Source organism: Luteimonas sp. MC1895 (assembly GCF_016457215.1).
Classification (GTDB): domain Bacteria; phylum Pseudomonadota; class Gammaproteobacteria; order Xanthomonadales; family Xanthomonadaceae; genus Luteimonas.
Genome location: NZ_JAEMDY010000001.1, coordinates 866254 through 890856 on the forward strand (window position 1 = coordinate 866254; position 24603 = coordinate 890856).

Annotated in this window: 18 protein-coding genes, 1 pseudogene and 1 riboswitch; of the genes and pseudogenes, 9 read left to right on the forward strand and 10 right to left on the reverse strand. The window is 72.4% G+C overall.

The genetic code is table 11. The features are described 5' to 3' along the window. The first annotated feature begins 88 nt into the window (after positions 1-88). Together JG616_RS03795 and dinB are read left to right on the forward strand one after the other, a co-directional pair. A complete protein-coding gene (locus JG616_RS03795) occupies positions 89-2794 on the forward strand; it encodes a bifunctional acetate--CoA ligase family protein/GNAT family N-acetyltransferase (protein WP_199391719.1) in 2706 nt (901 codons plus the stop codon). A gap of 142 nt (positions 2795-2936) precedes the next feature. Then, positions 2937-4004: a DNA polymerase IV gene (gene dinB / locus JG616_RS03800; RefSeq protein WP_199391720.1), complete on the forward strand. Its 1068-nt coding sequence runs from the start codon at positions 2937-2939 to the stop codon at positions 4002-4004. Between the two features lie 20 nt (positions 4005-4024). On the opposite strand, the pseudogene JG616_RS03805 reads toward dinB, so the two are convergent. The 4 genes and pseudogenes from JG616_RS03805 to JG616_RS03820 all read right to left on the reverse strand — a co-directional run. Next, positions 4025-4315 (reverse strand): annotated as a pseudogene (locus JG616_RS03805) (lipid-A-disaccharide synthase N-terminal domain-containing protein); the annotation flags it as partial. Continuing rightward, on the reverse strand, positions 4312-5085 hold the full coding sequence (locus JG616_RS03810) for a glycosyltransferase family 2 protein (RefSeq protein ID WP_199391957.1): 774 nt from the start codon (positions 5083-5085) through the stop codon (positions 4312-4314). The gene JG616_RS03810 and the pseudogene JG616_RS03805, both read right to left, overlap by 4 nt. Before the next feature lie 2 nt (positions 5086-5087). Next, positions 5088-6749, reverse strand: a complete 1662-nt coding sequence (locus tag JG616_RS03815) for a phosphoethanolamine--lipid A transferase (protein ID WP_199391722.1) — start codon at positions 6747-6749, stop codon at positions 5088-5090. Between the two features lie 133 nt (positions 6750-6882). Then, positions 6883-8598 carry a glycosyltransferase family 39 protein gene (locus JG616_RS03820; protein ID WP_199391723.1) on the reverse strand — a complete coding sequence of 572 codons (1716 nt, stop codon included), beginning with the start codon at positions 8596-8598 and terminating at the stop codon, positions 6883-6885. Between the two features lie 118 nt (positions 8599-8716). Here JG616_RS03820 and JG616_RS03825 point away from each other — a divergent pair, with 118 nt between their 5' ends. Genes JG616_RS03825 through gph form a run of 3 tightly spaced genes read left to right on the forward strand, consistent with a single transcriptional unit; the run spans position 8717 to position 11426 of the window. Continuing rightward, positions 8717-9409, forward strand: coding sequence for a response regulator transcription factor (locus JG616_RS03825; protein WP_199360129.1), 693 nt, complete (start codon positions 8717-8719; stop codon positions 9407-9409). Next, positions 9399-10694, forward strand: coding sequence for a HAMP domain-containing sensor histidine kinase (locus tag JG616_RS03830; RefSeq protein ID WP_199391724.1), 1296 nt, complete (start codon positions 9399-9401; stop codon positions 10692-10694). Before JG616_RS03825 ends, JG616_RS03830 begins: the two co-directional genes overlap by 11 nt. Positions 10695-10718: 24 nt before the next feature. Beyond that, positions 10719-11426: a phosphoglycolate phosphatase gene (gph, locus tag JG616_RS03835; RefSeq protein WP_199391725.1), complete on the forward strand. Its 708-nt coding sequence runs from the start codon at positions 10719-10721 to the stop codon at positions 11424-11426. Positions 11427-11630: 204 nt separating this feature from the next. On the opposite strand, the gene btuB is transcribed toward gph, so the two are convergent. From btuB to JG616_RS03850, 3 genes are all read right to left on the reverse strand, one after another. Beyond that, positions 11631-13511 (reverse strand): TonB-dependent vitamin B12 receptor, encoded by a 1881-nt coding sequence (btuB, locus tag JG616_RS03840; protein WP_199391726.1) that lies wholly within the window; start codon positions 13509-13511, stop codon positions 11631-11633. A gap of 129 nt (positions 13512-13640) precedes the next feature. Next, positions 13641-13886, reverse strand: a riboswitch (cobalamin riboswitch). Then, positions 13885-14235 carry a TfoX/Sxy family protein gene (locus JG616_RS03845; protein WP_199391727.1) on the reverse strand — a complete coding sequence of 117 codons (351 nt, stop codon included), beginning with the start codon at positions 14233-14235 and terminating at the stop codon, positions 13885-13887. (Overlaps the previous riboswitch by 2 nt.) Then, positions 14232-14717, reverse strand: a complete 486-nt coding sequence (locus JG616_RS03850) for a GAF domain-containing protein (RefSeq protein WP_199360134.1) — start codon at positions 14715-14717, stop codon at positions 14232-14234. The genes JG616_RS03845 and JG616_RS03850 overlap by 4 nt, the downstream gene beginning before the upstream one ends. Between JG616_RS03850 and bioD the strand changes: the two genes are divergently transcribed. The 3 genes from bioD (at position 14716) to JG616_RS03865 (ending at position 20007) form a co-directional block, all read left to right on the forward strand. After that, positions 14716-15474 carry a dethiobiotin synthase gene (bioD, locus tag JG616_RS03855; RefSeq protein ID WP_199360135.1) on the forward strand — a complete coding sequence of 253 codons (759 nt, stop codon included), beginning with the start codon at positions 14716-14718 and terminating at the stop codon, positions 15472-15474. The genes JG616_RS03850 and bioD overlap by 2 nt on opposite strands. 73 nt (positions 15475-15547) lie before the next feature. Beyond that, the gene (locus tag JG616_RS03860; protein WP_199391728.1) at positions 15548-16810 is read left to right on the forward strand and encodes an efflux RND transporter periplasmic adaptor subunit; all 1263 of its coding nucleotides are present in this window, start codon (positions 15548-15550) and stop codon (positions 16808-16810) included. Positions 16811-16815: 5 nt separating this feature from the next. After that, complete coding sequence (locus tag JG616_RS03865) at positions 16816-20007, forward strand: multidrug efflux RND transporter permease subunit (protein ID WP_199391729.1); 3192 nt, start codon at positions 16816-16818, stop codon at positions 20005-20007. Positions 20008-20076: 69 nt separating this feature from the next. Here JG616_RS03865 and JG616_RS03870 read toward each other — a convergent pair whose 3' ends face one another. From JG616_RS03870 to JG616_RS03880, 3 genes are all read right to left on the reverse strand, one after another. Then, positions 20077-20964: a U32 family peptidase gene (locus JG616_RS03870; protein WP_199391730.1), complete on the reverse strand. Its 888-nt coding sequence runs from the start codon at positions 20962-20964 to the stop codon at positions 20077-20079. 28 nt (positions 20965-20992) lie between these two features. After that, positions 20993-21991, reverse strand: coding sequence for a peptidase U32 family protein (locus tag JG616_RS03875; RefSeq protein ID WP_199391731.1), 999 nt, complete (start codon positions 21989-21991; stop codon positions 20993-20995). A 69-nt stretch (positions 21992-22060) separates the two neighbouring features. Then, entirely contained in the window at positions 22061-23551 is a 1491-nt protein-coding gene (locus tag JG616_RS03880; protein ID WP_199391732.1) for a UbiD family decarboxylase, read from the reverse strand. 179 nt (positions 23552-23730) lie between these two features. On the opposite strand from JG616_RS03880, the gene JG616_RS03885 reads away from it, so the two are divergent. Continuing rightward, positions 23731-24570: a chorismate mutase gene (locus JG616_RS03885; RefSeq protein WP_235972863.1), complete on the forward strand. Its 840-nt coding sequence runs from the start codon at positions 23731-23733 to the stop codon at positions 24568-24570. The last annotated feature ends 33 nt before the right edge of the window (positions 24571-24603 follow it).

A 24603-nucleotide genomic window follows, 5' to 3' on the forward strand; every position in this document is an offset into this window, starting at 1 on the left:
AGGTTGGACAGCGCCGCGTCCTGCGTCAAGCGAGCTGCACCGGAGGCGGTGGTATCGTCGGGTCCCCCTCGAGGCCGGTCGTCCATCCATGGGTACCTACGCGCTCGGATCCGTGTTCTCGCCGGCCTCGGTGGCGCTGGTGGGCGGCAGTCCGCGCGAACGTTCGCTGGGTCGCCTGGTGCTGCGTCAGGTCATCGACGGCGGCTTCCATGGCCGCATCGGCGTGGTCAACAAGCGTTATCCGGAGCTTGAAGGCGTGGCGACCGCGCCGCGCCTGGACGCGCTCGGCTTCGCGCCCGAGCTGGTGCTGGTGGCCACGCCGCCGGCCACGGTGGCACGGGTGGCGCTGCGCGCCGCCGACGCCGGCGCGCGCGCGCTGATCGTGCTGACCCGCGACATGGGCGAGGGCCCCGGTTCGCACAACGAGGCGCTGCAGGCGATCGCGCGCGAGCGCGGGCTGCGCGTGGTCGGGCCGAACTGCCTGGGCGTGATCGCGCCGCATTCGAAGCTGTTCGCGAGTTTCGCCGCGCACCGGCCTCCCGCAGGCGACCTTGCGCTGGTGTCGCAGTCGGGTGCGATCGGGGCGGCGATGATCGAGTGGGCCAGCGCGCGCGGGCTGGGCTTTTCCGCCGTGGTCTCGCTGGGCGACGCCGTCGACGTCGATTTCGGCGACCTGCTCGACTGGTTCGCCACCGACCGCCACACCCGCGCGATCCTGCTCTACCTCGAACGCGTGCGCGACGCGCGCAAGTTCCTGTCGGCGGCACGCGCGGCGGCGCGCGGCAAGCCGGTGGTGGTGGTGCGCCCGGGGCGCCACGCGCGGCGCGAGGGCCCGCTGGCGACCCACGCCGCCACCCTGGCCACGCCCGACGCGGTCTATGACGCCGCCTTCCGCCGGGCCGGCCTGCTGCGCGTGCACGCACTCGACGAGCTGTTCGCCGCGGCCGAGACGCTGTCGCACCTCGGCAGCGTGCCGGGCAAGCGCCTGGCGGTGCTGACCAACGGCGCGGGGACCGGCCTGCTTGCGCTCGACCGGCTGCAGGACCTCGGCGGGCGGCCGGCGAAGCTGGCCGATGCGACCGTGGCGCGGCTGGACGGCGAGCTCGCCCGCGGCTGGTCGCGCAGCAACCCGGTCGACCTGCTGGGCGACGCCGATGGCGAGCGCTACGCCGCGGGCCTGGCGGCCCTGCTCGACGATCCCGGCAACGATGCCGTGCTCGCGGTCAACGTGCCCACGGTGCTGTCGGATCCGCTCGAGACCGCCGAGGCCACGGTGCGCGTGCTGGCCGCCCGCCCACGCGGCACGGCGAAGAAGCCGGTGCTGGCGCTGTGGCTGGGCGACGACCGCGGCGCCTCGGAACTCCTCGGCGGCGCCGGCGTGCCGACCTATGCCAGCGAGGCCGAGGCCGTGCGCGGCTTCATGTACCTGGTGCGCCACCGCGAGGCGCAGGCCGCGCTGATGGAGACGCCGCCGAGCCTGCCGGAGGATTTCGCGGTGGATCGCGACGCCGCGCAGGCACTGGTCGCCCGCGCGCTGGCCGAGGGCCGCGAATGGCTGGACCCCGAAGCCACCGCACGCCTGCTCGCCGCCTACGGCATCGACATCGCCACGCCCGTGCTGGCCGCGAGCCCGGAGGCCGCCGTGGCCGCCGCGCAGCCGCTGCTCGCGGGCGGGGGCACGGTGGCGGTCAAGGTGCTGTCGCCGGACATCGCGCACAAGTCCGACGTCGATGGCGTGCGCCTGCACCTCAACAGCGCCGCCGCCGTGCACGAAGCGGCCGCGGAGATCATCGCCCGCGCGCGGGCGCTGCGGCCCGGCGCGCGCATCGACGGCGTCAGCGTGCACCCGATGGTGCTGCGGGCGAAGGCGCGCGAGGTGATCGCCGGGATCGCGGACGATCCGGTGTTCGGCCCGGTGGTGGTGTTCGGCCGCGGCGGCACCGCGGTGGAGCTGATCGACGACAAAGCGCTGGCGCTGCCGCCGCTCGACCTGCGCCTGGCGCACGAGCTGATCGGGCGCACGCGGGTGTCGCGCATCCTGCGCGCCTACCGTGACGTGCCGGCGGCCGACGAGCGCGCGCTGGCCCTGGTGCTGGTGAAGCTGGCGCAGCTGGCGGCCGACATTCCCGAAGTGCGCGAAGTCGACATCAACCCGTTGCTGGTCGACGCCGGCGGCGCGGTCGCGCTGGATGCGCGGATCGCGCTGGCGCCGTCCAGGCGCCTGCACCGCGGCCGCGGCCACCCGCGCTTCGCGGTGTTCCCGTATCCGACCGAGCTCGAGCGCACGCTCCAGCTGTCCAATGGCCGCGCGGCTTTCGTGCGCCCGGTGCGCCCGGAGGACGACGCGATGTTCCGCCGCTTCTTCGAGCACGTCAGCGCCGATGACCTGCGCCTGCGCTTCTTCCGCGCCGTGCGTGACTTCAGCCACGACTTCATCGCCCGGCTGGTGCAGCTGGACTACGCGCGCTCGATGGCCCTGGTGGCGATCGACGTCGAGTCGGGCGAGATGCTGGGCGCCGTGCGCCTGCTGGCCGACTCCGACTTCCGCCGCGGCGAGTACGGGATCATGGTGCGCTCCGACCTGAAGGGCGCGGGCCTGGGCTGGAAGTTGATGCAGGAGATGATCGGGGTCGCGCGCTGGATGGGGCTGGAGATGATCGAAGGCCAGGTGCTGCGCGAGAACAGCACCATGCTCGCCATGTGCCGGCGGCTCGGCTTCAAGGTGGTCCCCGACCCGGACGACGCCACGCTGATGTTGGTCACCCTCCCCGTCGCACCGCCCCAACCCCTGTAGGAGCGGCTACAGCCGCGATTGGCGGAACCGGGGCATCGCAGGTATCGCAGGCGCAGGCATCGCGGGCATCGAGGCATCGCGGGCATTGCGGCTATCGCGGCTGTAGCCGCTCCTACAGGGGGGTGGGGGGATAATGCGCGGCATGCGCAAGATCCTCCACATCGACATGGACGCCTTCTACGCGTCGGTGGAACAGCGCGACGATCCGTCGCTGCGCGGCCGTCCTGTGGTCGTGGCCTGGCGCGGCGCGCGCTCGGTGGTGTGCGCGGCGTCGTACGAGGCGCGGGTGTTCGGCGTGCGCTCGGCGATGCCGGCGGTGCGCGCCGAGCGCCTGTGCCCCGACGCGGTCTTCGTGCCCCCGGATTTCGTCCGCTACAAGGCCGCGTCGAAGCAGGTCCGGGAGATCTTCCTGGCGCACACCGACCTGGTGCAGCCGCTGTCGCTGGACGAGGCCTACCTCGACGTGACCGTGCCGAAGATCGCCTCGCCGAGCGCCACGGAGTCGGCGCGCAGGATCCGCGCCGAGATCCGCGAGGCGACGTCGCTGACCGCCTCGGCCGGCATCGCGCCCAACAAGTTCCTGGCCAAGATCGCCTCGGACTGGAACAAGCCAGACGGCCAGTTCGTGGTCAAGCCCGGGCAGGTCGAGGCCTTCCTCACGCCGCTGCCGGTCTCGAAGATCCCCGGCGTGGGCAAGGTGATGGCGAAGAAGCTGGCCGACATCGGCGTGGCCACCGTGGGCGACCTGCGCGGCTTCGCGCTGGAGGAGCTGCAGGCGCGCTTCGGCAGCTTCGGCGCCGGGCTGTACCGGCGCGCGCGCGGCATCGACGAGCGCCCGGTCGAGCCCGACCAGCCGGTGCAGTCGATCTCCAGCGAGGACACCTTCGAGCAGGACCTGCCGCTGTACGCGTTCGAGGACGCGCTGCGCCGGCTCGCGGGCAAGGCCTGGGACGCCACGCGGCGCACCCCGCGGGTGGGACGCACGGTGGTCCTGAAGCTCAAGACCTCCGACTTCCGCATCCTGACCCGCAGCCACACGCCGGACCTGCCGCCGGCCTCGCTGGAGGAGTTCACCGCGATCGCGCTGGCCCTGCAGGAGCGCGTGCAGCTGCCGGCGCAGACGCGCTACCGGTTGGCGGGCGTCGGGCTTGCCGGCTTCCGCGATCCGGAAGAGGCGCCGGTCCAGCCGCCGCTGTTCGAATCCGCCTGAGGCGCCGCCGGCCGCGCGGTGCGCAGCTCCAGCCTCAGGCTGTACGCCGCGGTCAGTGCCGGCAGCAGGTTCTGCAGCACGCCTACCGCGTCCTGCTTGTCGGAGAAGAGGAAGTACGCCAGCGTCATCGCGCTGCCGCACAGGCTGATGACCCAGAAGCTGCGCGGCACCACCGCGCGCCCGGCGCGCCGCGAGGCGCCGAATTGCACCAGCCAGCGCGCGCCGAACAGCAGCGCGCCGAACAGGCCGATCAGCTTCCACGGCGTGACCGCGATGCCGGTCCAATCCAGGGCGGCGATGGTCTCGTTCATGGCAGCACCTCAACATCGCGCGCGATGCGCTCTTCGGCGACGGCGCAGGTCCGGCGCCGCAGCAGCCACAGCACGCCGCGCAGGTCGCTGATCCCGACCAGCGCGCGGCCGAGGTTGTCGTACTTGCTCTGGCCGTGCAGGCGCGGCCGGTGGTTGACCGGCACGCTCAGCGTGCGCCAGCCCGCGCGCTGCATCAGCGCCGGAAGGAAGCGGTGCATGTGGTCGAACGCGGGCAGGTCGAGGAAGGCGTCGCGCTCGAACAGCTTGATGCCACAGCCGGTGTCCGGCGTGGCGTCGCCGAGCAGCCGTGCGCGGATGCCGTTGGCGATGCGCGACGCCCAGCGCTTGCTGGCGGAATCCTCGCGCTTCACGCGCCAGCCCGCGAACAGCCGCACGTCGGCGCCCGCGCCTTCGCGTGCAAGGAGCAGCCGCGGCAGGTCGGCGGGATCGTTCTGGCCGTCGCCATCGAGGGTGGCGATCCAGTCGGCGCGCGCGGCCTTGACGCCGTTGCGCAGCGCCGCGCTCTGGCCGCTGCGGGACCGGTGACGGAGGACGCGCAGCTGCGGACTGGCGGCGGCGCAGGCCGCCAGGACAGAGACGGTGTCGTCGTCGGAGGCATCGTCGACGCAGATGACCTCGTAGCTGGCGACGTCGCGCAGGGCGGCATCGATCTCGTCGAGCAGGCCGGGCAGGTTGCCGGCTTCGTTGCAGGCTGGCACGACCACGCTGAGGGCCGGCGCCAGCGGGCGTCGCGGGTGGGCAAGGTTCATGGTCATGGGCTGCATCCCGAGAAGACATCGTGGTCGCGGTCGTAGAGCGCGGTGCGCACGTCGAACAGGCCGAGCACCGAGTGGAAGAGGTCGTCGTGGCTCGCGGGCGTGGCGGCGGTCCCGCGCAGGCAGGCCAGGCTGGTCTGCCGCGCCGCGGCCATGCCCGGCGACAGCCAGGCCAGCATCGGTACCTTCTTCTGCGTGTCCGGGGCGATCGCCCAGGGCAGGCCGTGCAGGTACAGGCCGTTCTCGCCCAGGGATTCGCCGTGGTCGGACAGGTAGAGCAGGGCGGTGTCGCGCTCGTCGCGGCGGGCCAGCAGGGTGATCACGTCGGCCAGCAGGTCGTCGGTGGCCAGCACCGCGTTGTCGTAGCTGTTCACCACCTGCTCGCGGCTGCAGTGGCCGAGGTCGTCGGTGTCGCAGGTGGGCGCGTAGCGGAGCAGGCGCGCCGGCGTGCGCCGGTGGTAGGCGGGGCCGTGGTTGCCGAGCTGGTGCAGCACGATCACCTGGTCGCCCGGCCAGCGGTCGATGGCCGCGTCCAGGCCGTCGAGCAGCACCGCGTCGTGGCATTCATCGGCGCCGCAGCCGCCGGGCGCGCGCGTGCGGGTCGATTCGAAGGCGAGGCCGGTGCAGACGCCCTTGCAGCCGGACTGGTTGTCGCGCCACAGGGTGTGCACGCCGGCGTGCTCGAGCACGTGCAGCAGCGATTCCGAGTTGGCCAGGCGCGCCTTGTCGTAGCCGGCGCGGCCATCGGGCGAGAACATGCAGGGCAGGGAGACCTCGGTGCTGGTGCCGCAGGCGGTGACATCGGGGAAGTTGACGGCGGCCGAATCGGCGAGCCGCGGCGTGGTCTGGCGCGCGTAGCCGTTGAGGCCCCAGTTCTGCGCGCGCAGCGTTTCGCCCACCACCAGCACCAGCAGGCGCGGCCGCGCGCCATCGGGCCGGGCGGCCAGCACGGCATCACGACCCAGCGGCCTGCGCGGCGGCGGCGTCCGCGCCTGGTCGCGCAGCAGGGTGGCGCTGGCCACGACGACGTTGCCGGGCACGATCAGGTGGCGCAGCTCGCGATGGTTGCGCATCAGCGCCGACAGGTCCTGGAAGCCCGCCAGCGCGCTGCCGGCGGCGACCAGTGCCAGCGCGAGCATCCAGCCCAGGCGCGCGAGCGCCGCGCGCGCCGGCCGCCGCCGGATGAGCCGGATGCGCGACAGCACCAGCAGCGGCAGGCCGGCGAGCACGGCAAGCGTCGGCACCGTGCTCCAGGCCAGCAGCTCGCCGGCTTCGCGGACGTCGGTGTGCAGGACGTTGCGCACCATGTCGGTGTCGAAATAGACCCCGTAGGCGCTGGAGAAATGGGCGCACACCGCGGCCAGCACGAGCAGCGCCGCCAGCACCGGCCTGGCCAGGCGGCCGTGCAGCAGCAGGCACAGCAGGAAGGCCTGCAGCGCGACCACCAGCACGAACAGGCTGGTCGTGGCCATCAGGCCGGCGAGGCCCGGGAGCGCTCCGGTCGCGGCCACGGCGCGCCAGAACGGCAGGTTGCAGGCGATCGCGAAATACAGGCTCGCCCAGAGCGCGAGGGCGTCGACCGTCATCGCCGGCCGCCATGCGGTGAGCCGGCCAGCCAGGGTGGACGGCTGGCGCAGCGGCAGGGCGATTACGCCCATGGCGCGCGCTCCGCGGGCTCGCCGGTACACGGCAGGGTGGGGGGTGCGGGGTGCATTGCAGTCTTCGCGGGGAGGCAGCGGGATGATCCCGGCGCCGGTGTCGGAGAGCCGTTGGAGCGAAGTTCGTGCTTCGTTAACCGTCGTCGCGCGCGAACGCAGGCACGCTGCAGCGCGGCTGGATCGCCGTGCCGGGCACCAGCCACCAGTCCTCGCGGCTGGCATGGCCGAGCATCCGCGCCTGGCCGCGGTCGACGCAGGGGCCGAGCGCGCGTTCCGGCAGCCACAGCCAGCGCCGGTCCGGCGCCTGGGCCACCCACGCGGCGGCGTCGCGCCACTGCAGGTGCCAGGGCCGGCGGAAGCCGAACTCGTGCATCGGCCGCCCGGCCTGCAGCATGTGCTGCTCGCGCCAGGCGATCGCCCCGAGTTCGCCCTGCGCGCCAATCTCCGCGGAGACCTCGCGCATCAGCGCGCGGCCGGAACTCGAGTCGTCCAGCGCCGGCGCCAGCGCCAGTCCGTAGCTCGTCCACAGCAGGGCGACGAACACCACGAGCGCGAACGCGACGCGCCGGCCGCGCAGTGCGGCGGCCAGTCCCCAGGCCGCGGTGCCCAGCGCGCCCAGCGCCCACAGCAGCGTGCGCATGTCCGCCGCTGCGATTCCGCGGCGCTCGCCCAGGTGGGTGGCCCAGGCCGCTGCGGACAGGCCGCTCGCCGCCGCGCCCAGCAGCACCGCCCCGCACAGCAGCAGCCAGCCGGTCATCAGCCACTGCACGCCGGCGCGGCGGAACAGCGCCGGAAGCAGCGGCGCCGCGGCCAGGCACCCGGCGGGCAGCGCGGGGAAGACATAGACCTCGCGCTTGCCCGGGCTGAGCGAGAAGAACAGCAGCACCAGCGCCACCCAGCCGAGCAGCAGCATGTGGCGCGGATCGCCGCGGCGCAGCCGTCGCCACCACGCCGGCAGCAGCCACGGCAGCAGCAGGGCGCCGGGCAGCCACAGGGTCATGATGGTCTGCGCGTAGTACCAGGCCGGCTGCACGTGGTGCCAGGCGTTGACGTAGCGCGTGCCGGTCTGCCGGAACAGCAGCTCCCGGGCATAGGCCTGCAGGGCGGGATCGGACTGGCGCAGGAGTGCGATGCCCAGCGGTGCCAGCCACACTGCGCTGCCGGCGATGAAGGCGGCGAGCGCCAGCGCGGCCTCGGCCGCGGCGTGGCCGCCCGAAGGCCCGGGCCGCTGGCGGCGCGCCCACAGCCAGGGCAGCAGCACCAGCACCGGCAGGAAGCCGACCCCCTTGGTGACCGTGCCCAGCCCGGCGGCGAACATGCCGAGCGCCAGCCAGCGGCGCTCGCGTGATTCGAGCAGGTAGCGCAGCAGCGCCCACAGCGAGAGCGTGGTCAGCGCCACCAGCACCATGTCGATCTGCGCGCGCTTGGCCTGCAGGCCGAACTGGAGGCAGGCGAACAGCGCGCCCGCGGCCCAGGGCGCGTGGCGCGTGCCCCACAGCCGCCAGGCCGCGTCCTGCACCAGCCACAGCGTCGCCAGCGCCGCCAGCAGCGAGGGCAGCAGGAAGGCGACCCGCCAGTCGCGCAGCAGGGTCCAGCTGGCGGCCTGCATCCACATGAACACCGGCGGCTTCTCGGCGTAGAACTCGCGCCCGCGGCGTGGAACGAGCCAGTCGCCACCCTCCACCATCGTCTTGGCGGCCAGCACGAAGCGCGGTTCATCCGGCGGCGAGGGCTCGCGCAGGCCGATGCCCGCGGCCAGCGCCAGCAGGACCAGCAGCGCCGGCAGCAGCAGCCGGCGGAACCGGGAGGAAGGCGGGGAAGGGGACGGGACGGCGGGCGCGATCGGCATGGCCACGATCGTGGCCGTCGCCGCGTGGGAGAATCGTCGGAGCCGCCGCGTTCCGACCGCGTTCCGACACTGCTCCGACGTCTCCGGGCGCAGGCTGGCGCGCTCACCGGAGCCCCGCATGCGCCTGCTGGTCGTGGAAGACAACCAGAGCCTGGTCGCCAACCTCTTCGATTATTTCGAGGCGCGCGGCCACCTGCTCGACGCCGCGCCCGACGGTCCGACCGGCTACCACCTGGCCTCCACCCAGGCCTACGACGCGGTAGTGCTCGACTGGATGCTGCCGCGCCTGGACGGGCGCGAGGTGCTGCGGCGCCTGCGCGAGGCCGGCCACGACGTGCCGGTGCTGATGCTGACCGCGCGCGACGAGCTGCCGGACAAGATCGCCGGTTTCCGCGCCGGCGCCGACGACTACCTGACCAAGCCCTTCCAGCTGCCCGAGCTCGAGGTCCGCCTCGAGGCGCTGCTCGCGCGTGCCCAGGGCCGCCAGCGCGGCCGCGTGCTCGAGGTGGCCGACCTGCGCTACGACCTGACCACGCTCGACGTCACCCGCGCCGGCCGCACCCTGCACCTCTATCCGGCCTGCAGGAAGCTGCTGGAAGTGCTGATGCGCGCCAGCCCGGCGGCGGTCACCCGCGATCGGCTGGAGCAGGCGCTGTGGGGCGATGATCCGCCCGACGGCGACATGCTGCGCTCGCATGTCTACGAGCTCCGGCGCAGCATCGACGGCCCCTGGCCGGTGAAGCTGCTGCACACCCTGCCGCGGATCGGCTACCGCCTGGGCGAACCGCTGGGAGGCGAGGATGGCGGCTAGGGGCGGGAAGAGCCTGCGGCGGCGGATGGTGCAGGGCCTGGTGGCCTATGCGGTGCTGGTGTCCATCGCGGTCTACGCCTACGGCTGGATCATCAACGAACGCGCCGAGCAGCTGGTCTGGACCTCGCTGCTGGAAGCCGAGTTCAACCACATCGAAGGCCGGCAGGCGCTGTCGGCCGGCGAGCGCTGGGCCGACACGGAAACCATGCTGCTCTTTGGCGACGAACCCGGCAGCCCGCTTCCGGCAGCGCTCGAAGGCATGGCGCCGGGCCTCCACGACGAGGTGGTGTTCGACGGCAAAGAGTGGGCCGTGCTGATCCGCGAGATCGACGGCCAGCCTTGGGCGCTGGCGCTGGACATCGGCGACTTCGAGCGCCACGAGGCCTATGTCGCCGCCAGCGTGCTGGGCGCGATGCTGGTGATGGTGGTGCTGCTGGGCCTGGCGATCGGCTGGGGCGTGGACCGGCTGATGCGGCCGATGCGCCTGTTCGCGCAGGCGATCGCCGGGCTGCGCCCCGACCGCAGCGGCGAGCGCATCGAACTGCCGCCCGACGCCAGCGCCGAGCTGGCGGTGATCGCCGACGCGCTCAACGACTACATCGCGCGCAACGAGCTGTACGTGCAGCGCGAGCGCGTCTTCATCGACAGCATGAGCCACGAGCTGCGCACGCCGATCGCGGTGATCGGCGGCGCGGCCGAGCTGGCCGGCGCGCAGCCCGGCGTGCCCGAGGGCGCGCGCCAGCAGATCGCGCGCATCAGCCGCACCGGCCGCGAGATCGAGCGCCTGATCGCCCTGCTGCTGGTGCTGGCCAAGGACCCCGGGCGGCTGGCGCAGGCCAGCGACCGCATCGACCTGGCGCAGCTCCTGCCGGAGATCATCGACGACCACCTGCCGATGGCCCGCGAGAAGGGCCTGGTGCTGGCACTCGGGACGCTGCCGCCCTGCGAGATCGTGGCGCCGCTGCCGGTGGTGCAGGCGGCGATCGGCAACCTGCTGCGCAACGCCATCGAGAACAGCGACAGCGGCCGGATCGACATCCGCGTCGAGGCTGGTGCGGTGGTCATCGAGGATCCGGGACACGGCATGACGCCGGAAGAGATCAGCGCGATCTACGCACGGATGGCGCGCGGCGGCGGCGGGCGCGAGCGCGGAGGGATCGGCCTGGACCTGATCTCGCGGCTGTGCGCGCACCTCGGCTGGACGCTTGCGATCGCATCACGCCCGGGACAGGGCACGACGACCCGACTGGACCTGTCGTCGGCGCGCACCGGCGCCGGCGCGTAGCCCGCGCACGCCGTCGGGGCGACAATGTGCCTCCCCCCCGACTCCAGGAGCCACCGCGTGTCCTTCCCGTATGCACTGGTCCTGTTCGACCTCGACGGCACCCTGGTCGACAGCGCCGCCGACATCGCCGAGGCGGTGAACCGCACGCTCGACGAGCTCGGCCATTCCCGCGAGGACGAAGCCACGGTGCGGTCGTGGATCGGCCTGGGCACGCACGTGCTGCTGGACAGCGCGCTGCGCCATGCCGGCAGCCGCGCCGATGTCGCCGAGGTGATGCCGCGGCTGATGGTCCACTACGAGGACTGCCTGCTGCTGCATGCGCGGCTGTATCCGGGCACCCGCGAAGCGCTCGACGCGCTGGCCGGTGCCGGCGTGGCGATGTCGATGGCGACCAACAAGCCCGAACGCATGGCGCGCGTGCTGGAGCAGGCGATGGGCATCGACGGGTACTTCACCCACGTCGTCGGCGGCGACACGCTGCCCGAGCGCAAGCCGCACGCGCTGCCGCTGCTGCACCTCGCGGCGCTGCACGGCGTATCGCCACGCGACACGCTGATGGTCGGTGATTCCGAAGCCGATGCCGGCGCCGCGAAGGCCGCCGGCATGGACCTCGTGCTGCTGCGCCACGGCTACCCCCGCGACTTCGACCTCGAACGCGCCGGCGCCGTCGCCGTCCTTGACGACCTCGCCCCCCTGCCGCACCTGAGCCGCTCCCCGACAGACTCCCCGTAGGAGCGGCTACAGCCGCGATCGACATCCCGCCGCGCGATCACCCCGCCCCCTGTAGGAGCGGCTACAGCCGCGATCGCTGTCGCGCCGTCGTGGCGGTGATTGCTATCGGGGTGTCGTGATCGCGGCTATCGCCGCTCCTACAGGGTGGGCGGCGGGGTGGTGCGGTCCGTCGGTTCGGGCGGCGGTGTGGTGCGGCCCGCCGGTTCAGTCGGCGGGCTGGTAGCGCAGCGTCAGGCCGTATTCGCGGCCGGGCTGGTTGTACCAGGCGATGGTCTCGTACGCGCGGTCGAAGACGTTGCTGGCGCGCGCCTGCAGCGTCCAGTCAGCGTTGAGCGCCACTTCGACCCGAAGGTCCAGCGTGCCGTAGCCGCCCAGCCGGACCTGGTTGGCGGCGTCGTCGTAGCGCGCGCCGCTGCCGAACGCGCTCAGCCCAAGGCGCACGTCGCCGAACGCGCGGTCCACGTCCACGCGCGCGGTGTTGCGCGAACGCCGCGGCAGCCAGTGGCCGTGGTTCACGCCGGCGCTGCGGTTGCGCGGGTCGATGTGGCTGAGTTCGGCGTTGAGGTCCCAACCCGCGAGCGAGACGAACCCGGTGAGCTCGGCGCCACGGATGCGCGCCTCGTCGACGTTGACCAGGGCGAAGTCGACGTCATAGCCGATCAGCTGGTCGACATCGGTCTGGAAGGCGTTGAAGGTCCAGTTCCAGCGCTTGCCGAACCGTGCGATGCCGAGGTTGAGCGTCGCCGATTCCTCGGGCTGCAGCTCCGGATTGCCCCAGCCGCCGGGGTAGTAGAGGTCGTTGAAGGTCGGCACCTTGAAGCCGGTGCCCGCGCTCGCGGTGAAGCGAAGCCCGTGGCCGAACGCGAACCCGTAGCCGAGGCTGCCGGTGGAGTGCCCGCCGAACTGTTCGTTGTCGTCGTGGCGCACGCTGGCCTCCACGTCATGGGCACCGAAGCCGCCCTGCCAGGCGAGGAACAGCCCGGTGTTGTCGCGGTCGCGCACGGTGAACGCGGTGCTGCCGGTGACCTGGTCGCGCATCCAGTCGACGCCGGCGCTGAACACCTGGTCCTCGCCCGCGGTGATGTCGCCCTGCACCGACGCCGTATTGCGGCGCGTGTCGATCGTGCTGGCGAAGCTGCGCGTGCCGGTGGCCGGGTCGACGTAATGGGTCGTGGCCTTGTCGTCGGCGCGCCCGATACGCGCGCTGACGTCGAGGCCCGCGCGCGGCCGCCAGCCCAGGCGGCCACCGATGACCTGCTGGCGGTTGTCGGTCTCGTTGCCGCCGAAGACCGTGCCGTCGTATTCGTTGAAGGCATCGGCCACCAGGGCATGGCCCTCCAGCTCGAAGACCTCGCCGACGGTGCCACCGCCGCGCAGGCTCGCCGACGCATTGCGGTAGCCGTCGCGGTCGGGTTCGTCGACGTAGCAGCCGGCACCCCAGCCCTCGGCGGTGCCGCGGCAGGAGTCGATGCCGTCGGTGCGCTGCCAGGCGCCCTGGGCCTGGAACCAGCCGCGCGCGCTGCTGCGGCCGATGCCGGCGCTGGCCTGGCGGAAACCGTTGCTGCCGATGCCCAGGCTGGCATTGGGGCGCAGCCCGGCATTGGCGCCGGCGCGGCGGGTGAAGATCTGGATCACGCCGCCGACGGCCTCGGAGCCGTACAGGCTCGAACGCGGACCGCGGACGATCTCGATGCGTTCGACCTGGTCCAGCGGCAGGTCCTGGAACATCACCATGCCGGCGCTGGCCGAGCCGATGCGCACGCCGTCCACCAGCACCAGCACGTGGTCGGATTCCGTGCCGCGCAGGAACAGCGACGACAGCTTGCCGGGGCCGCCCTGGTTGGCGAGGTTGATGCCGGCGCGCCCGCGCAGCAGGTCGAGCAGCGACGTGGCCTGGCTGCGCTCGATCACCGCGCGGTCGAGCACCTGCACCGGGACGTTGGCGTCCTCGGCGTTGATCGCGGTGCGGGTGGCGGTGACCACGACGGTGTCGAGATCGGTGGCCTGGATCGCGCCGCCGGCCATCGCGGCCGGGGACAGGGCAAGCGCCACGGCAAGGGAAAGGAGCTGGTACTGCGGTTTCATCGGGATCTCCACTGCGTCGCGCACGCCCGCGCGACGGGTTCGCAAGGGAGGCTGCGGGCATCGGGATGCGACGGTAGGAGACGTGCGGGGAAAGCCACGGCGCGCTGCCGCCGCAATGCCCTCCGCATCGCAACCAGTCGTCTTCCTGGCCGGTCTCCGGGCTCGCGGGAGGACGTGATGCGGCAGCGTGCCGATCGCGTCCGGCCCTGGCGCCTTCCCGTGCGATGCACAGTGGCGGTTGCCAGGGTGTTCCACGCTTACCGTTGCGGGGGCAGCGCCGGAATGCCTCGCCGCCGTGGCGGATCGAAGGTCACCGGCTTCCCGTTTCAACCCTTGGAGGAATCCCCTCGGGTCACCAGAAAGTGCGCGCAGTCTAAGCGATCGACGCGGCCTCGTCGTCGTCGTCGTGCATCACCGTGGTGGTGACCGGTCCGGCCGGCGGCCGGTTGCGTGGCGGCGGAAGCCCGGCGATGGCGACTTCGGCGGCGGTCACCAGTTCCACCCGGCGGTCATCCGGGACGTCCTGCCAGTGGCAGTCGCGCAGGGCGCCTTCGAGCGAGTAGAGCAGGTTGAGGCTGGGCTTGAAGCCGGCGCGCTTGATGCGCATGAAGGCTTCCAGCGGCCCCGCGTCGATCAGGTCCTCGGGTGTCCTGAGGCCGACCTGGCGCAGCCATGCGGCCGACTTCGGCCCGATGTTGCGCATCTTGAGCGGCGTCGCGCTCATGTCACCAGCGATTCCACGTACACGCGTGCGATCTCCTCGAGTCCCTGCTGGTCTTCAACGTCGAAACGGCCCGGAACCGGACTGTCGAGGTCGAACACGCCCACCAGCGCGCCGCCGTGGAACAGCGGGACAACCAGTTCGGAGCGCGAGGCGGCGTCGCAGGCGATGTGGCCGGGGAAGGCTTCGACGTCCTCAACCCGCTGGGTCTCGCCGCTGCTGGCCGCGGCGCCGCACACGCCGCGATCAAGCGGGATGCGCACGCAGGCCGGTTGGCCCTGGAACGGGCCGACCACCAGCTCGGTGCCGTCGTAGAAGTAGAAGCCGACCCAGTTGAGCTCCGGCAGCGCGTGGTAGACCAGCGCGGACAGGTTGGCGGCATTGGCGACGCGGTCGCGCTCGCCGGCCAGAAGGGCGCGCGCCTGGGCGGCGAGCTGGGCGTATTGTTGCGGCTTGTCGCCGCTTGGAAGCGAGATCGTGAACATGGCCACGAGTGTAGCGCGGGGGGTGCTGGTCACCGGGACCGATACCGGGGTCGGCAAGAGCCTTGCGAGCGTGGTCCTGCTGCACGCGCTGCGCGCCCATGGCCTGCGGGCGGTCGGGATGAAGCCGGTCGCCGCGGGCTGCGAGGTGACGCCCGAGGGCCTGCGCAACGAGGACGCGCTGGCGCTCCAGTCTGCGAGCGATCCCGTGCCGCCGTACGGCGACGTCAATCCCTGGGCGCTCCCGGAGCCGACCGCGCCGCAGCTGGCCGCGCGCGGTGCGGGCATGACGGTCACGCTGCCGCCGATCCTGGCCGCGCACGCACGCCTGGCCGCAGGCGCCGACGTGGTCGTGGTCGAGGGCGCCGGCGGCTGGCTGTCGCCGCTGGCCGATGGCCTCGAGCACGCCGCCCTGGCACGCGCCCTCGACCTGCCGGTGCTGCTGGTGGTGGGGCTGCGCCTGGGCTGCCTGAGCCATGCCCGGCTGTCGGCGCGCGCCATCCAGGCCGACGGCTGTGCGCTGCTTGGCTGGGTCGGCAGCGCGGTCGATCCCGACTTCGCACGTGGCCCTGGGTATCTCGAGCTGCTGCGCGATGCGCTGCCCGTCCCCTGCCTGGGCGTCCTGCCGCACGTGGCGCCGCCACGCGACCCGGACGCGCTGGCGTCCACCCTCTCGCGGGCTGCGGCGGCGCTCGCGGACGCCGGCGGGGCCGGCCTGCCGGATGGCCGGACCGGCCTCGCCTTACCCGCCCGTCCCTGACTTCCTGCACGTTTGCGCCAGGGTGGCGATGCCATACTTGCGAGTTCAGAATCTCCTCCCCCAAGGACCTCCCATGCGCCGCATCGTCCTGATCCCGATCCTGCTCGCGGCCCTGGCGGCCTGCGGAGGAGAGGAAGAACAGCAGGCCCCGCCGCCGCCCGAGCTCGGGGTGGTGGTGGTGCAGCCCACCGATGCGCCGCTGCGCCTGGACCTGGTCGGGCGCCTGGCGCCCTACCGCAGCGCCGACGTGCGCGCCCGCGTGCCGGGCGTCGTGCAGCGCCGCGTTTACCAGGAAGGCAGCGACGTGGCCGAAGGCCAGGTGCTGTTCGAGATCGACCCGGCACCGCTGCGGGCCGCCGCCGGCGAGGCCCAGGCCGCGCTGGCCCAGGCCCGCGCCAACCAGGCCAATGCCCGCGCGTCCGCCGCGCGCGCGCGCAGCCTCGCGCCGCAGAAGTACATCTCGCAGTCCGATCTCGACAACGCGCTGGCCGCCGAGCGCAGCGCCAATGCCGCGGTCCAGGCCGCGCAGTCGACGGTGGAGAGCGCCAACATCAACCTGGGCTACGCCACGGTGCGTGCGCCGATCGCCGGCCGCGCCGGCAAGCAGCAGGTGACCGAGGGCGCCCTGGTGGGGCAGGGGACGGCGACGCTCCTCACCACGGTCGACCAGATCGATCCGATGTACGTGAACTTCAGCATGGGCGCAGGCGACCTCGACCGCGTCCGCGGCATGGGACTCGACCGCGACGGTCCCGTCGCGGTACAGGTGCTGTTGCCCGACGGCAGTGTCTACGCCCACCCCGGCGAGATGGACTTCTCCGGCGACGTGGTCGACCCCGAAACCGGTGCGGTGTCGCTGCGCGCGACCCTGCCCAATCCCGACCGCCGGCTGCTACCCGGCACCTACGTGACCCTGGTCGCGACGCTGGGCGTGCAGCACGGCGTGTACCAGGTGCCGCAGGCCGCGGTGCAGCGCGACGCCACCGGCCCCTACGTGCTGGTGGTCGGCGCCGACGGCAACGTCGCCCGCAAGGACGTCACCACCGCGCGCGCCGAGGCCGGCAACTGGATCGTGACCGATGGCCTTGCAGCCGGTGACCAGGTCGTGGTGTCCGGCCTGCAGCGTGCGCGCGTGGGCGAGCCGGCCACGGCCGCGCCCGTCGACGCGGCCGGTGGGGCCGGTGCGCCGGGCGCCAAGCCGGCCGGGCCTGCGGCCGCGGACCGGGCTGCCGGCGGCGCCGGGGCCAGCCCCGATCCCGACCAGGCCGACCAGGCGACTGACGACGGCGGCGCCGATGCCGACGCTGCCGCCGCACCCGCCGCCGACCAGGGCTGACGCCGATGCCCCGCTTCTTCATCGACCATCCGGTCTTCGCCTGGGTCATCTCGATCCTGATCGCGCTGTCGGGCGTGATCGCGCTCCTCAACATGGGCGTCGAGTCCTACCCGAACGTGGCGCCGCCGCAGGTCACCGTCGGCGCGGGCTATCCCGGCGCCGATGCCGCGACCACCGAGCGCGCGGTCACCCAGGTGATCGAGCAGCAGCTCACCGGCATCGACAACCTGCTGTACTTCAGCTCGAGCTCCAGCTCCTCGGGCCGCGCCAGCATCACCCTGACCTTCCAGACCGGCACCGATCCCGACATCGCCCAGGTCCAGGTGCAGAACAAGGTCGCGCTGGCCACGCCGCGCCTGCCGACCGAGGTCACCCAGCAGGGCGTGGTGGTGGCCAAGGCGAATGCCGGATTCCTGATGGTGGTGGCGCTGCGCTCGTCCAACCCGTCGTTCGACCGCAACGCGCTCAACAACCTGATCGGCGCCAGCGTGCTCGAGCAGATCGCGCGCGTGCCCGGCGTCGGCAGCACCCAGCAGTTCGGCTCCGAGTACGCCATGAACATCTGGCTCAACCCGGACCGGATGCAGGGCTACGGCCTGTCCGCGACGCAGGTGCTGGCGGCGGTGCGTGGGCAGAACGTGCAGTTCGCCGCCGGCTCGATCGGCGCCGACCCGGCGCCGGAAGGCCAGGGCTTCACTGCCACCGTCTCGGCCGAGGGCCGCTTCGCCACGCCCGAGCAGTTCGGCGACATCATCCTGCGCGCCGATGCCGACGGCAGCACGGTGCGGCTCAAGGACGTGGCGCGGATCGACATCGGTGCCCAGGGCTACGGTTTCGACACCAAGTTCAACGGCCAGCCCACCGGCGCCTTCGCGATCCAGCTGCTGCCCGGCGCCAACGCGCTGACCGTGGCCGAGGCGGTGACCGCGCGCATGGACGAGCTGCAGGGCAGCTTCCCGCAGGGCGTCGAGTGGTTCTCGCCCTTCGACAGCACCACCTTCGTCACCATCTCCATCAAGGAGGTGGTCAAGTCGCTGATGGAAGCGATGGTGCTGGTGTTCCTGGTGATGCTGATCTTCCTGCAGAACCTGCGCGCCACCATCATCCCGACCCTGGTGATCCCGATCGCGCTGCTGGGCACCTTCCTGGGCCTGAGCATCATCGGCTTCACCGTGAACCAGCTGACGCTGTTCGCGATGGTGCTGGCGATCGGCATCGTGGTCGACGACGCGATCGTGGTGATCGAGAACGTCGAACGCATCATGGCCGAGGAACACCTGCCGCCGCGCGAGGCCACGATCAAGGCGATGGACCAGATCACCGGCGCGGTGGTCGCGATCACCGTGGTGCTGGCGGCGGTGTTCATCCCCAGCGCGCTGCAGGGCGGCGCCTCGGGCGAGATCTACAAGCAGTTCGCGATCACCATCGCGGTGGCGATGGCGTTCTCGGCCTTCCTGGCGCTGGGCTTCACCCCGGCGCTGTGCGCGACCTTCCTCAAGCAGCACGAGCCGCACGACCCGAATGCCCCGGAAGGCACGGGCAAGCGGCAGAACGTGGTCTTTCGCACCTTCAACCGCTACTACGACCGGATCGCTGCGGTGTACGTGCGGCATATCGGCAGCGCGGTGAGCCATGCCCCGCGCTGGATGCTGGTGTTCGCGGTGCTGGTGGTCGCCACCGGCCTGCTGTTCACGCGCCTGCCGGGAAGCTTCCTGCCGGAAGAGGACCAGGGCTATGCGATGGCGATCGTGCAGCTGCCGCCGGGTTCGACCCTGCAGCGCACGCAGGCGGTGTTCGAGGACGTGCGCGCCACGCTGGAGCAGGTGCCCGGCTACGAGGGCATGATGCAGGTGGCGGGCTTCAGCTTCGTCGGCCAGGGCGAGAACGTCGGCATGGCCTTCATCAAGCTCACCGACTGGGGCGACCGCGAAGGCACCGTGCAGGACTTCCTGCAGGCCGCCAACGGCGCGCTGTACGGCATCCGCGACGCGCAGATCTTCGTGGTCAACCTGCCGACCGTGCAGGGCCTGGGCCAGTTCGGCGGCTTCGACATGTACCTGCAGGACCGCGCCGGCCTCGGTCGCGAGGCGCTGACCGCGGCGCGCAACCAGCTGCTCGGCGCGGCGGCGCAGGATCCGGCGCTGACCGCGGTGCGGCCCAACACGCTGGAGGACGCGCCGCAGCTGAAGCTGACGGTCGACCGCGTGCAGGCGCAGGCCATGGGCCTGTCGGTCAATGACATCTACAGCGCGATCCAGCTGATGCTGGCGCCGGTGTACGTCAACGACTACTTCGCCGACGGCCGCGTGAAGCGGGTGAACATGCGCGCCGACGCGGCCTACCGCACCGATCCCGGCTCGCTGTCGCGCTTCTTCACCCCGGCCGCCCCGGATGCCGACGGCACCCCCAACATGATCCCGCTGACCAGCGTGGTGGATTCGCAGTGGTCGATGAGCACCCCGTCGCTGACCCGCTACAACGGCTATTCGGCGGTGAACATCGTCGGCTCGCAGGCGCCGGGCCACAGCTCGGGCGAGGCCATGGGGGCGATGGAGCGGATCGTCACCGATGAACTCCCCGCGGGCTTCGGTTACGACTGGGCCGGCATGTCCTACCAGGAGATCATCGCCGGCAACACGGCCACCCTGCTGCTGGTGCTGTCGGTCGTCGTGGTGTTCCTGTGCCTGGCCGCGCTCTACGAGAGCTGGTCGATCCCGGTGGCGGTGCTGCTGATCGTGCCGCTGGGCATCCTTGGCGCGGTGGTCTTCACCATGCTGCGCCCGGGCCTGACCAACGACATCTTCTTCAAGATCGGCATGGTCACGGTCGTCGGCCTGGCGGCCAAGAACGCGATCCTGATCATCGAGTTCGCGGTGCTGGAGCGCGCGGCCGGCAAGCCGCTGCGCGAGGCGGTGATCGAGGCCGCGCGCATGCGCTTCCGCCCGATCCTGATGACCTCGTTCGCCTTCATCATGGGCGTGCTGCCGTTGGCGCTGTCCACCGGCGCCGGTGCCAACGCGCGCCATGCGCTCGGCACCGGCGTGATCGGCGGCATGCTGTTCGCGACCTTCCTCGGCCTGCTGCTGATCCCGGTGTTCTTCGTCAGCGTCCGCCGCGTACTCGGCGAGCGGCTGGACGATCCGGCACCCGCCGCTCGACGGGCCGATGGAGACGCGTTGCCGCCGGCTGCAGGCTGATCTCCGCAGGGCCGGAACCATCCGGCCCTTGTGCGCAACCGGTCAGCCCTTGGCGGCCGGGCGCGGCCGTCAGCGGCCCGCCGCGTGTCCCGCCAGCGTCATGCCCGCTTCGCCGTGCCAGTAGCCGTTGCGCGCGCCCAGCGCCGGCAGAGGTACGGACGCGCCGCGCGCGGCGTCGAAGCGCTCGACGATCCCGCGCGTGCCCTCGGCCTGCGGATAGATCCGCAGCAGGTCGACGCCGAGTGCCGCGAGCGCGGGCAGCTCCGGGCCGAGGTCGGTGGTTTCGTCGCCCTGCACCTGGATGCCGTTGATGCGCAGGAACGGCTTGCCCTCGCGCGTGGCCAGCGGCAAGCCGTCGGGATGGTCGATGCAGCGGAAGCCGCACTGGTCCTTGGGCAGGTCGAGCGCGCGCGCGGTGAAGCAGCGCGCCGAAAACGACAGCGGCAGGCGGCCCCAGGCGATGACTTCGAGTTCCGGCATGGCGTGGCCGTCGTCGCGCATGCCGTCGCGAAGCTCCGCGACCAGCTCACGGCTCTGTTCCACGCCGGGCACCCAGCGTCGCAGTCCGTCCTCGACCAGCAGGGCCAGCGCGCGGTGGTTGTACACGGCCAGCGTGGGCCCGGCCACGAAGGGCAGGCCGGCCACGCGGCAAAGCTGCAGCGCGGACAGGTCGTTGGCTTCCAGCCAGAAGCGCCCATGGTCGACCTGGCGCTCGAGCACCCCGAGCTCGGACTCGGCCTCGATCAGGGCCAAGCTCGAGAGCACCACCTCCTTGCCGGCGGCCGCCATGCGTTCGGCCAGGTCGAGCCAGTCGACGGTGCGCAGCTCGCGGCGCTTGCTGCACACGGTCTCGCCCAGGTAGACGACGTCGACCGGCCAGTCGGCGACATCGCGGTAGAAGGCCAGCGTGCGCTCGCGCGGCCAGAAGTACTGCAGCGGGCCGAGGCTCAGCTTCATGCGGGGTTCCTTGCTGATACGGGGGACGTCAGTGCCAGGCGCGGTGGTAGGGGCCGAGCGTGGTCTGGTGGCCTTCGGCATGTGCGGACAGCTCGCGCTGCCAGCCGGGTTGCACCGCCCACGCCGCCGGATCGGCGCGGTGGCGGTCGATGGCCGCGCGCCAGGTGCGGGTGACCGAGGCGACATAGGCCGCGCCGCGCTGGCGGCCTTCGATCTTCAGCGCCACCACGCCGGCCTTCGCCAGTCGCGGCAGCAGTTCCAGGGTGTTGAGGCTGGTCGGCTCTTCGAGCGCGTGGAAGACCTCGCCGCCGACGTCGAAGCGGCCCTTGCACACCGTCGGATAACCCGCGGGTTCGGCCGGCTGGAAGCGATCGATCAGCACGTCGTTGAGGCGCGCGGTGCGGCTGCCGTCGTCGAACTCGTCCCAGCGCACGAACTTCGCCGGCGAACACACGCCGTGGCGGTTGGGCGAGGCGCCGGTGACGTAGCTCGACAGCTGGCAGCGACCCTCGACCATGATGCACAGGCTGCCGAAGGCGAAGACTTCGATCGCCACCGGCGCGCGCTCGCACAGCCGCTCCACCTGCTGGATCGAGAGCACGCGCGGGAGCACCGCGCGGCTGATGCCGAAGCGTTCGAAGGCGTAGCGCAGCGCCGGCTCGGTGGTGGCCGAGCCTTGCACCGAGAGGTGCCGCGGCATGCCGGGATGGGTGCGCGCTGCGTAGTCGAGTACCGACATCTCGGCGGCGATGATCGCGTCGCAGCCCAGGGCCGCGGCGGTGTCGACCGCGGCGTGCCACTGCGCCACGCGCGCGCTGTCGGGATAGGTGTTGAGCGCGAGATAGACCTTCGCGCCCCTGGCGTGCGCGTAGCGGATGCCGGCGGCGAGCTCGGCGTCGCTGAAGTTCAGCCCCGGGAAGGCGCGGGCGTTGGTCTGGTCACGCAGGCCGGCATAGACCGCGTTGGCGCCGGCGTCGACCGCCGCCTGCAGGGACGGCAGATTGCCGGCGGGACAGACCAGTTGCATGCGGAACTCCAGCGCGTCGATGAATGGGGCATCGTCGCCGCCGTGGAGAGCCGGCGTCCTTGACCTGGATCAGGTCGGCGGGGATCGCACGGTCGCAGCCATCACTCCGCTCCAAAGGGCGTCCACGCGCCGCTCGATGTCGGCGTCCGGCACGATAGGCCGGCTCCATTCGCGGCTGGTCTCGCCGGGCAGCTTGTTGGTGGCGTCGATGCCCAGCTTGGAGCCCACGCCCGCCACGGGGCTGGCGAAGTCCAGGTAATCGATCGGCGTGTTCTCCAGCAGCATCGTGTCGCGCGCGGGGTCGACGCGCGTGGATATGGCCCACACCACCTGCGACCAGTCGCGCACGTCGATGTCCTCGTCGGTGACGATCACGAACTTGGTGTAGGTGAACTGCCGCAGGTAGGACCAGACCGCCATCATGATCCGGCGCGCATGCCCCGGGTACTGCTTGCGGATCGAGACCACGGCGATCCGGTAGGAGCAGGCTTCGGGCGGCAGGTGGAAGTCGACGATCTCCGGGAACACCTTTCGCAGGATCGGCACGAAGAGGTCGTTGAGCGCCATCGCCAGCACCGAGGGCTCGTCGAAGGGCGCACGCCCCATGTAGCTGCCCTGGTAGATCGCGTCGCGGCGCAGGCGCATGCGTTCGATGCGCAGCACCGGGAACTGCGCGGCGGCGTTGTAGTAGCCGGTGTGGTCGCCGAAGGGGCCTTCCAGCGCGGTCTCGCCGGGATGGATCACGCCCTCCAGCACGATCTCGCTGCCGGCCGGCGCGTCCAGGCCGGTGCGCTCGCTGCGCCAGGTGCGCGTGCGCTGGCCGCGCAACAGGCCGGCGAACTCGTATTCCGACAGCGTGTCCGGCACCGGGGCCACCGCGGCCAGCGTGGTCGCGGGATCGACCCCGATCGCCACCACCACCGGGAAGGGTTCCCCGGGCCGGTCGGCGCACCAGTCGGCGAAATCCAGCGCGCCGCCGCGGTGCGGCAGCCAGCGCATGATCACGCGGTCCGCGCCGATCACCTGCATGCGGTAGATGCCGATGTTCTGCCGTGGCTTGCGGGTGCCGCGGGTCACCACCAGGCCGAGCGTGATCAGGCGTGCGGCGTCGCCGGGCCAGCAATGCTGGATCGGCAGGCGCGAGAGGTCGATGTCGCCGCCTTCGAGCACCTCGTCGTTGAAGTCCGCCTCGCGCACCGCCTGCGGCGCGACCAGGGCCAACTGCGCCAGCTCCGGCCAGGTCGACAGCGCCTGCTTCAGGCTCGACGGCCAGCGCGGCTCCTTGATCGCGGCCAGCAGCTCGCCCAGTTCGCGCAGCGAGGCCAGCGGGCGCCCGGCCAAGGCCGCCTCGATGCGCCTGCGGTGGCCGAACAGGTTGCCCAGCAGCGCGTGCCGCGCGCCGACCGGCTGCTCCATCAGCAGCGCCGGTCCTCCCTCGCGCAGGGCGCGCAGGCACAGCGCCGTCGACTCCAGCACCGGGTCGACGGGCGCCGCGACGCGCCGCAGCTGGCCGTCGCGCTCCAGTCGCGACAGGAAGGAGCGCAGGTCGTGGAAGGCCAAGCAGATCCCCGGGGATGGTCGAGGGCGACAGGGTCGCGTCCAGGGCCGGGTCGCGCCCTGATCCGCGTCAAGCGCGCGCCGGGCAGGGCCGGTGCGCTCGCGGTTGACCCAGGTCAGCGACGCGCCGCCCGTCCGGATGGTCTGCTGGCGCCCTGGAATCGGGGGGAGGTCGCGACGGCTTGGACACGGGGGCGGACGCTTCGCTGGCGCGCATGCGCAGGGCGATCGGCGGCATCGACCACGCGCTGGTGCTGCTCTTGGGCGCACGCGCGCGACTGGCCGTGCGCGCGGGACGCTGCAAGGTCCGCGCGGGGCGTCCGCTGGCCGATCCGGAGCGGGAAGCCCGCGTGCGCCAGCGCGTCGAGGCGCTCGCCAGCCGCGTCGGCCTGCCGCCGTCGACCGCGGACGGACTCGTCGCCCTGGCCATCGCCGACGCCCGCCGCGTCCAGGGCATCGACCCGGCTCCGGCCGCCCCGGCACACGCCCCACCCACTGGAAGCCGCCACGCCATGCAGAGCATTCACCTTCCTCCCCAGGCCGTCGCCGCGCTCCTGCGCCTGGTGCCGCCGCCCCGGCGCTGGGCGCCGCTGCTGCGCGCGCTGCCGCCGCGGCTGCAGCAGCGCCTGCTCGAGCGTGGCATGGCCGCGGTGCTGGCCACGCCGGTGGCCGATGGCAGCCTCGCCTTCATGGAGGGCCGACGCCTCGGCATCGACGTCACCGACCTCGACCTGCACTGGGTGATAGAGCTGCGCGGCGGCCGCCTGCAGGCGGTCGAGGGCGCGCCCGAGGCCAGCGTGGGCGGCACCGCCACCGACCTGCTGCTGCTCGCCGGCCGGCTCGAGGACGCCGACACCCTGTTCTTCCAGCGCCGCCTGGTGCTGACCGGCGACGTCGAGCTTGGCCTGACCGCGCGCAACACGCTCGAGCGCCTGCCTTGGGAATCGGTGCCGCTGGCGCTGCGCATCGGCCTGAACCGCGGGGCCCGGCTGGCGCGCGCCGCCCGCGGCGCCCGGACATGAAAAACCCGGCAGCCGAAGCTGCCGGGTCGATGT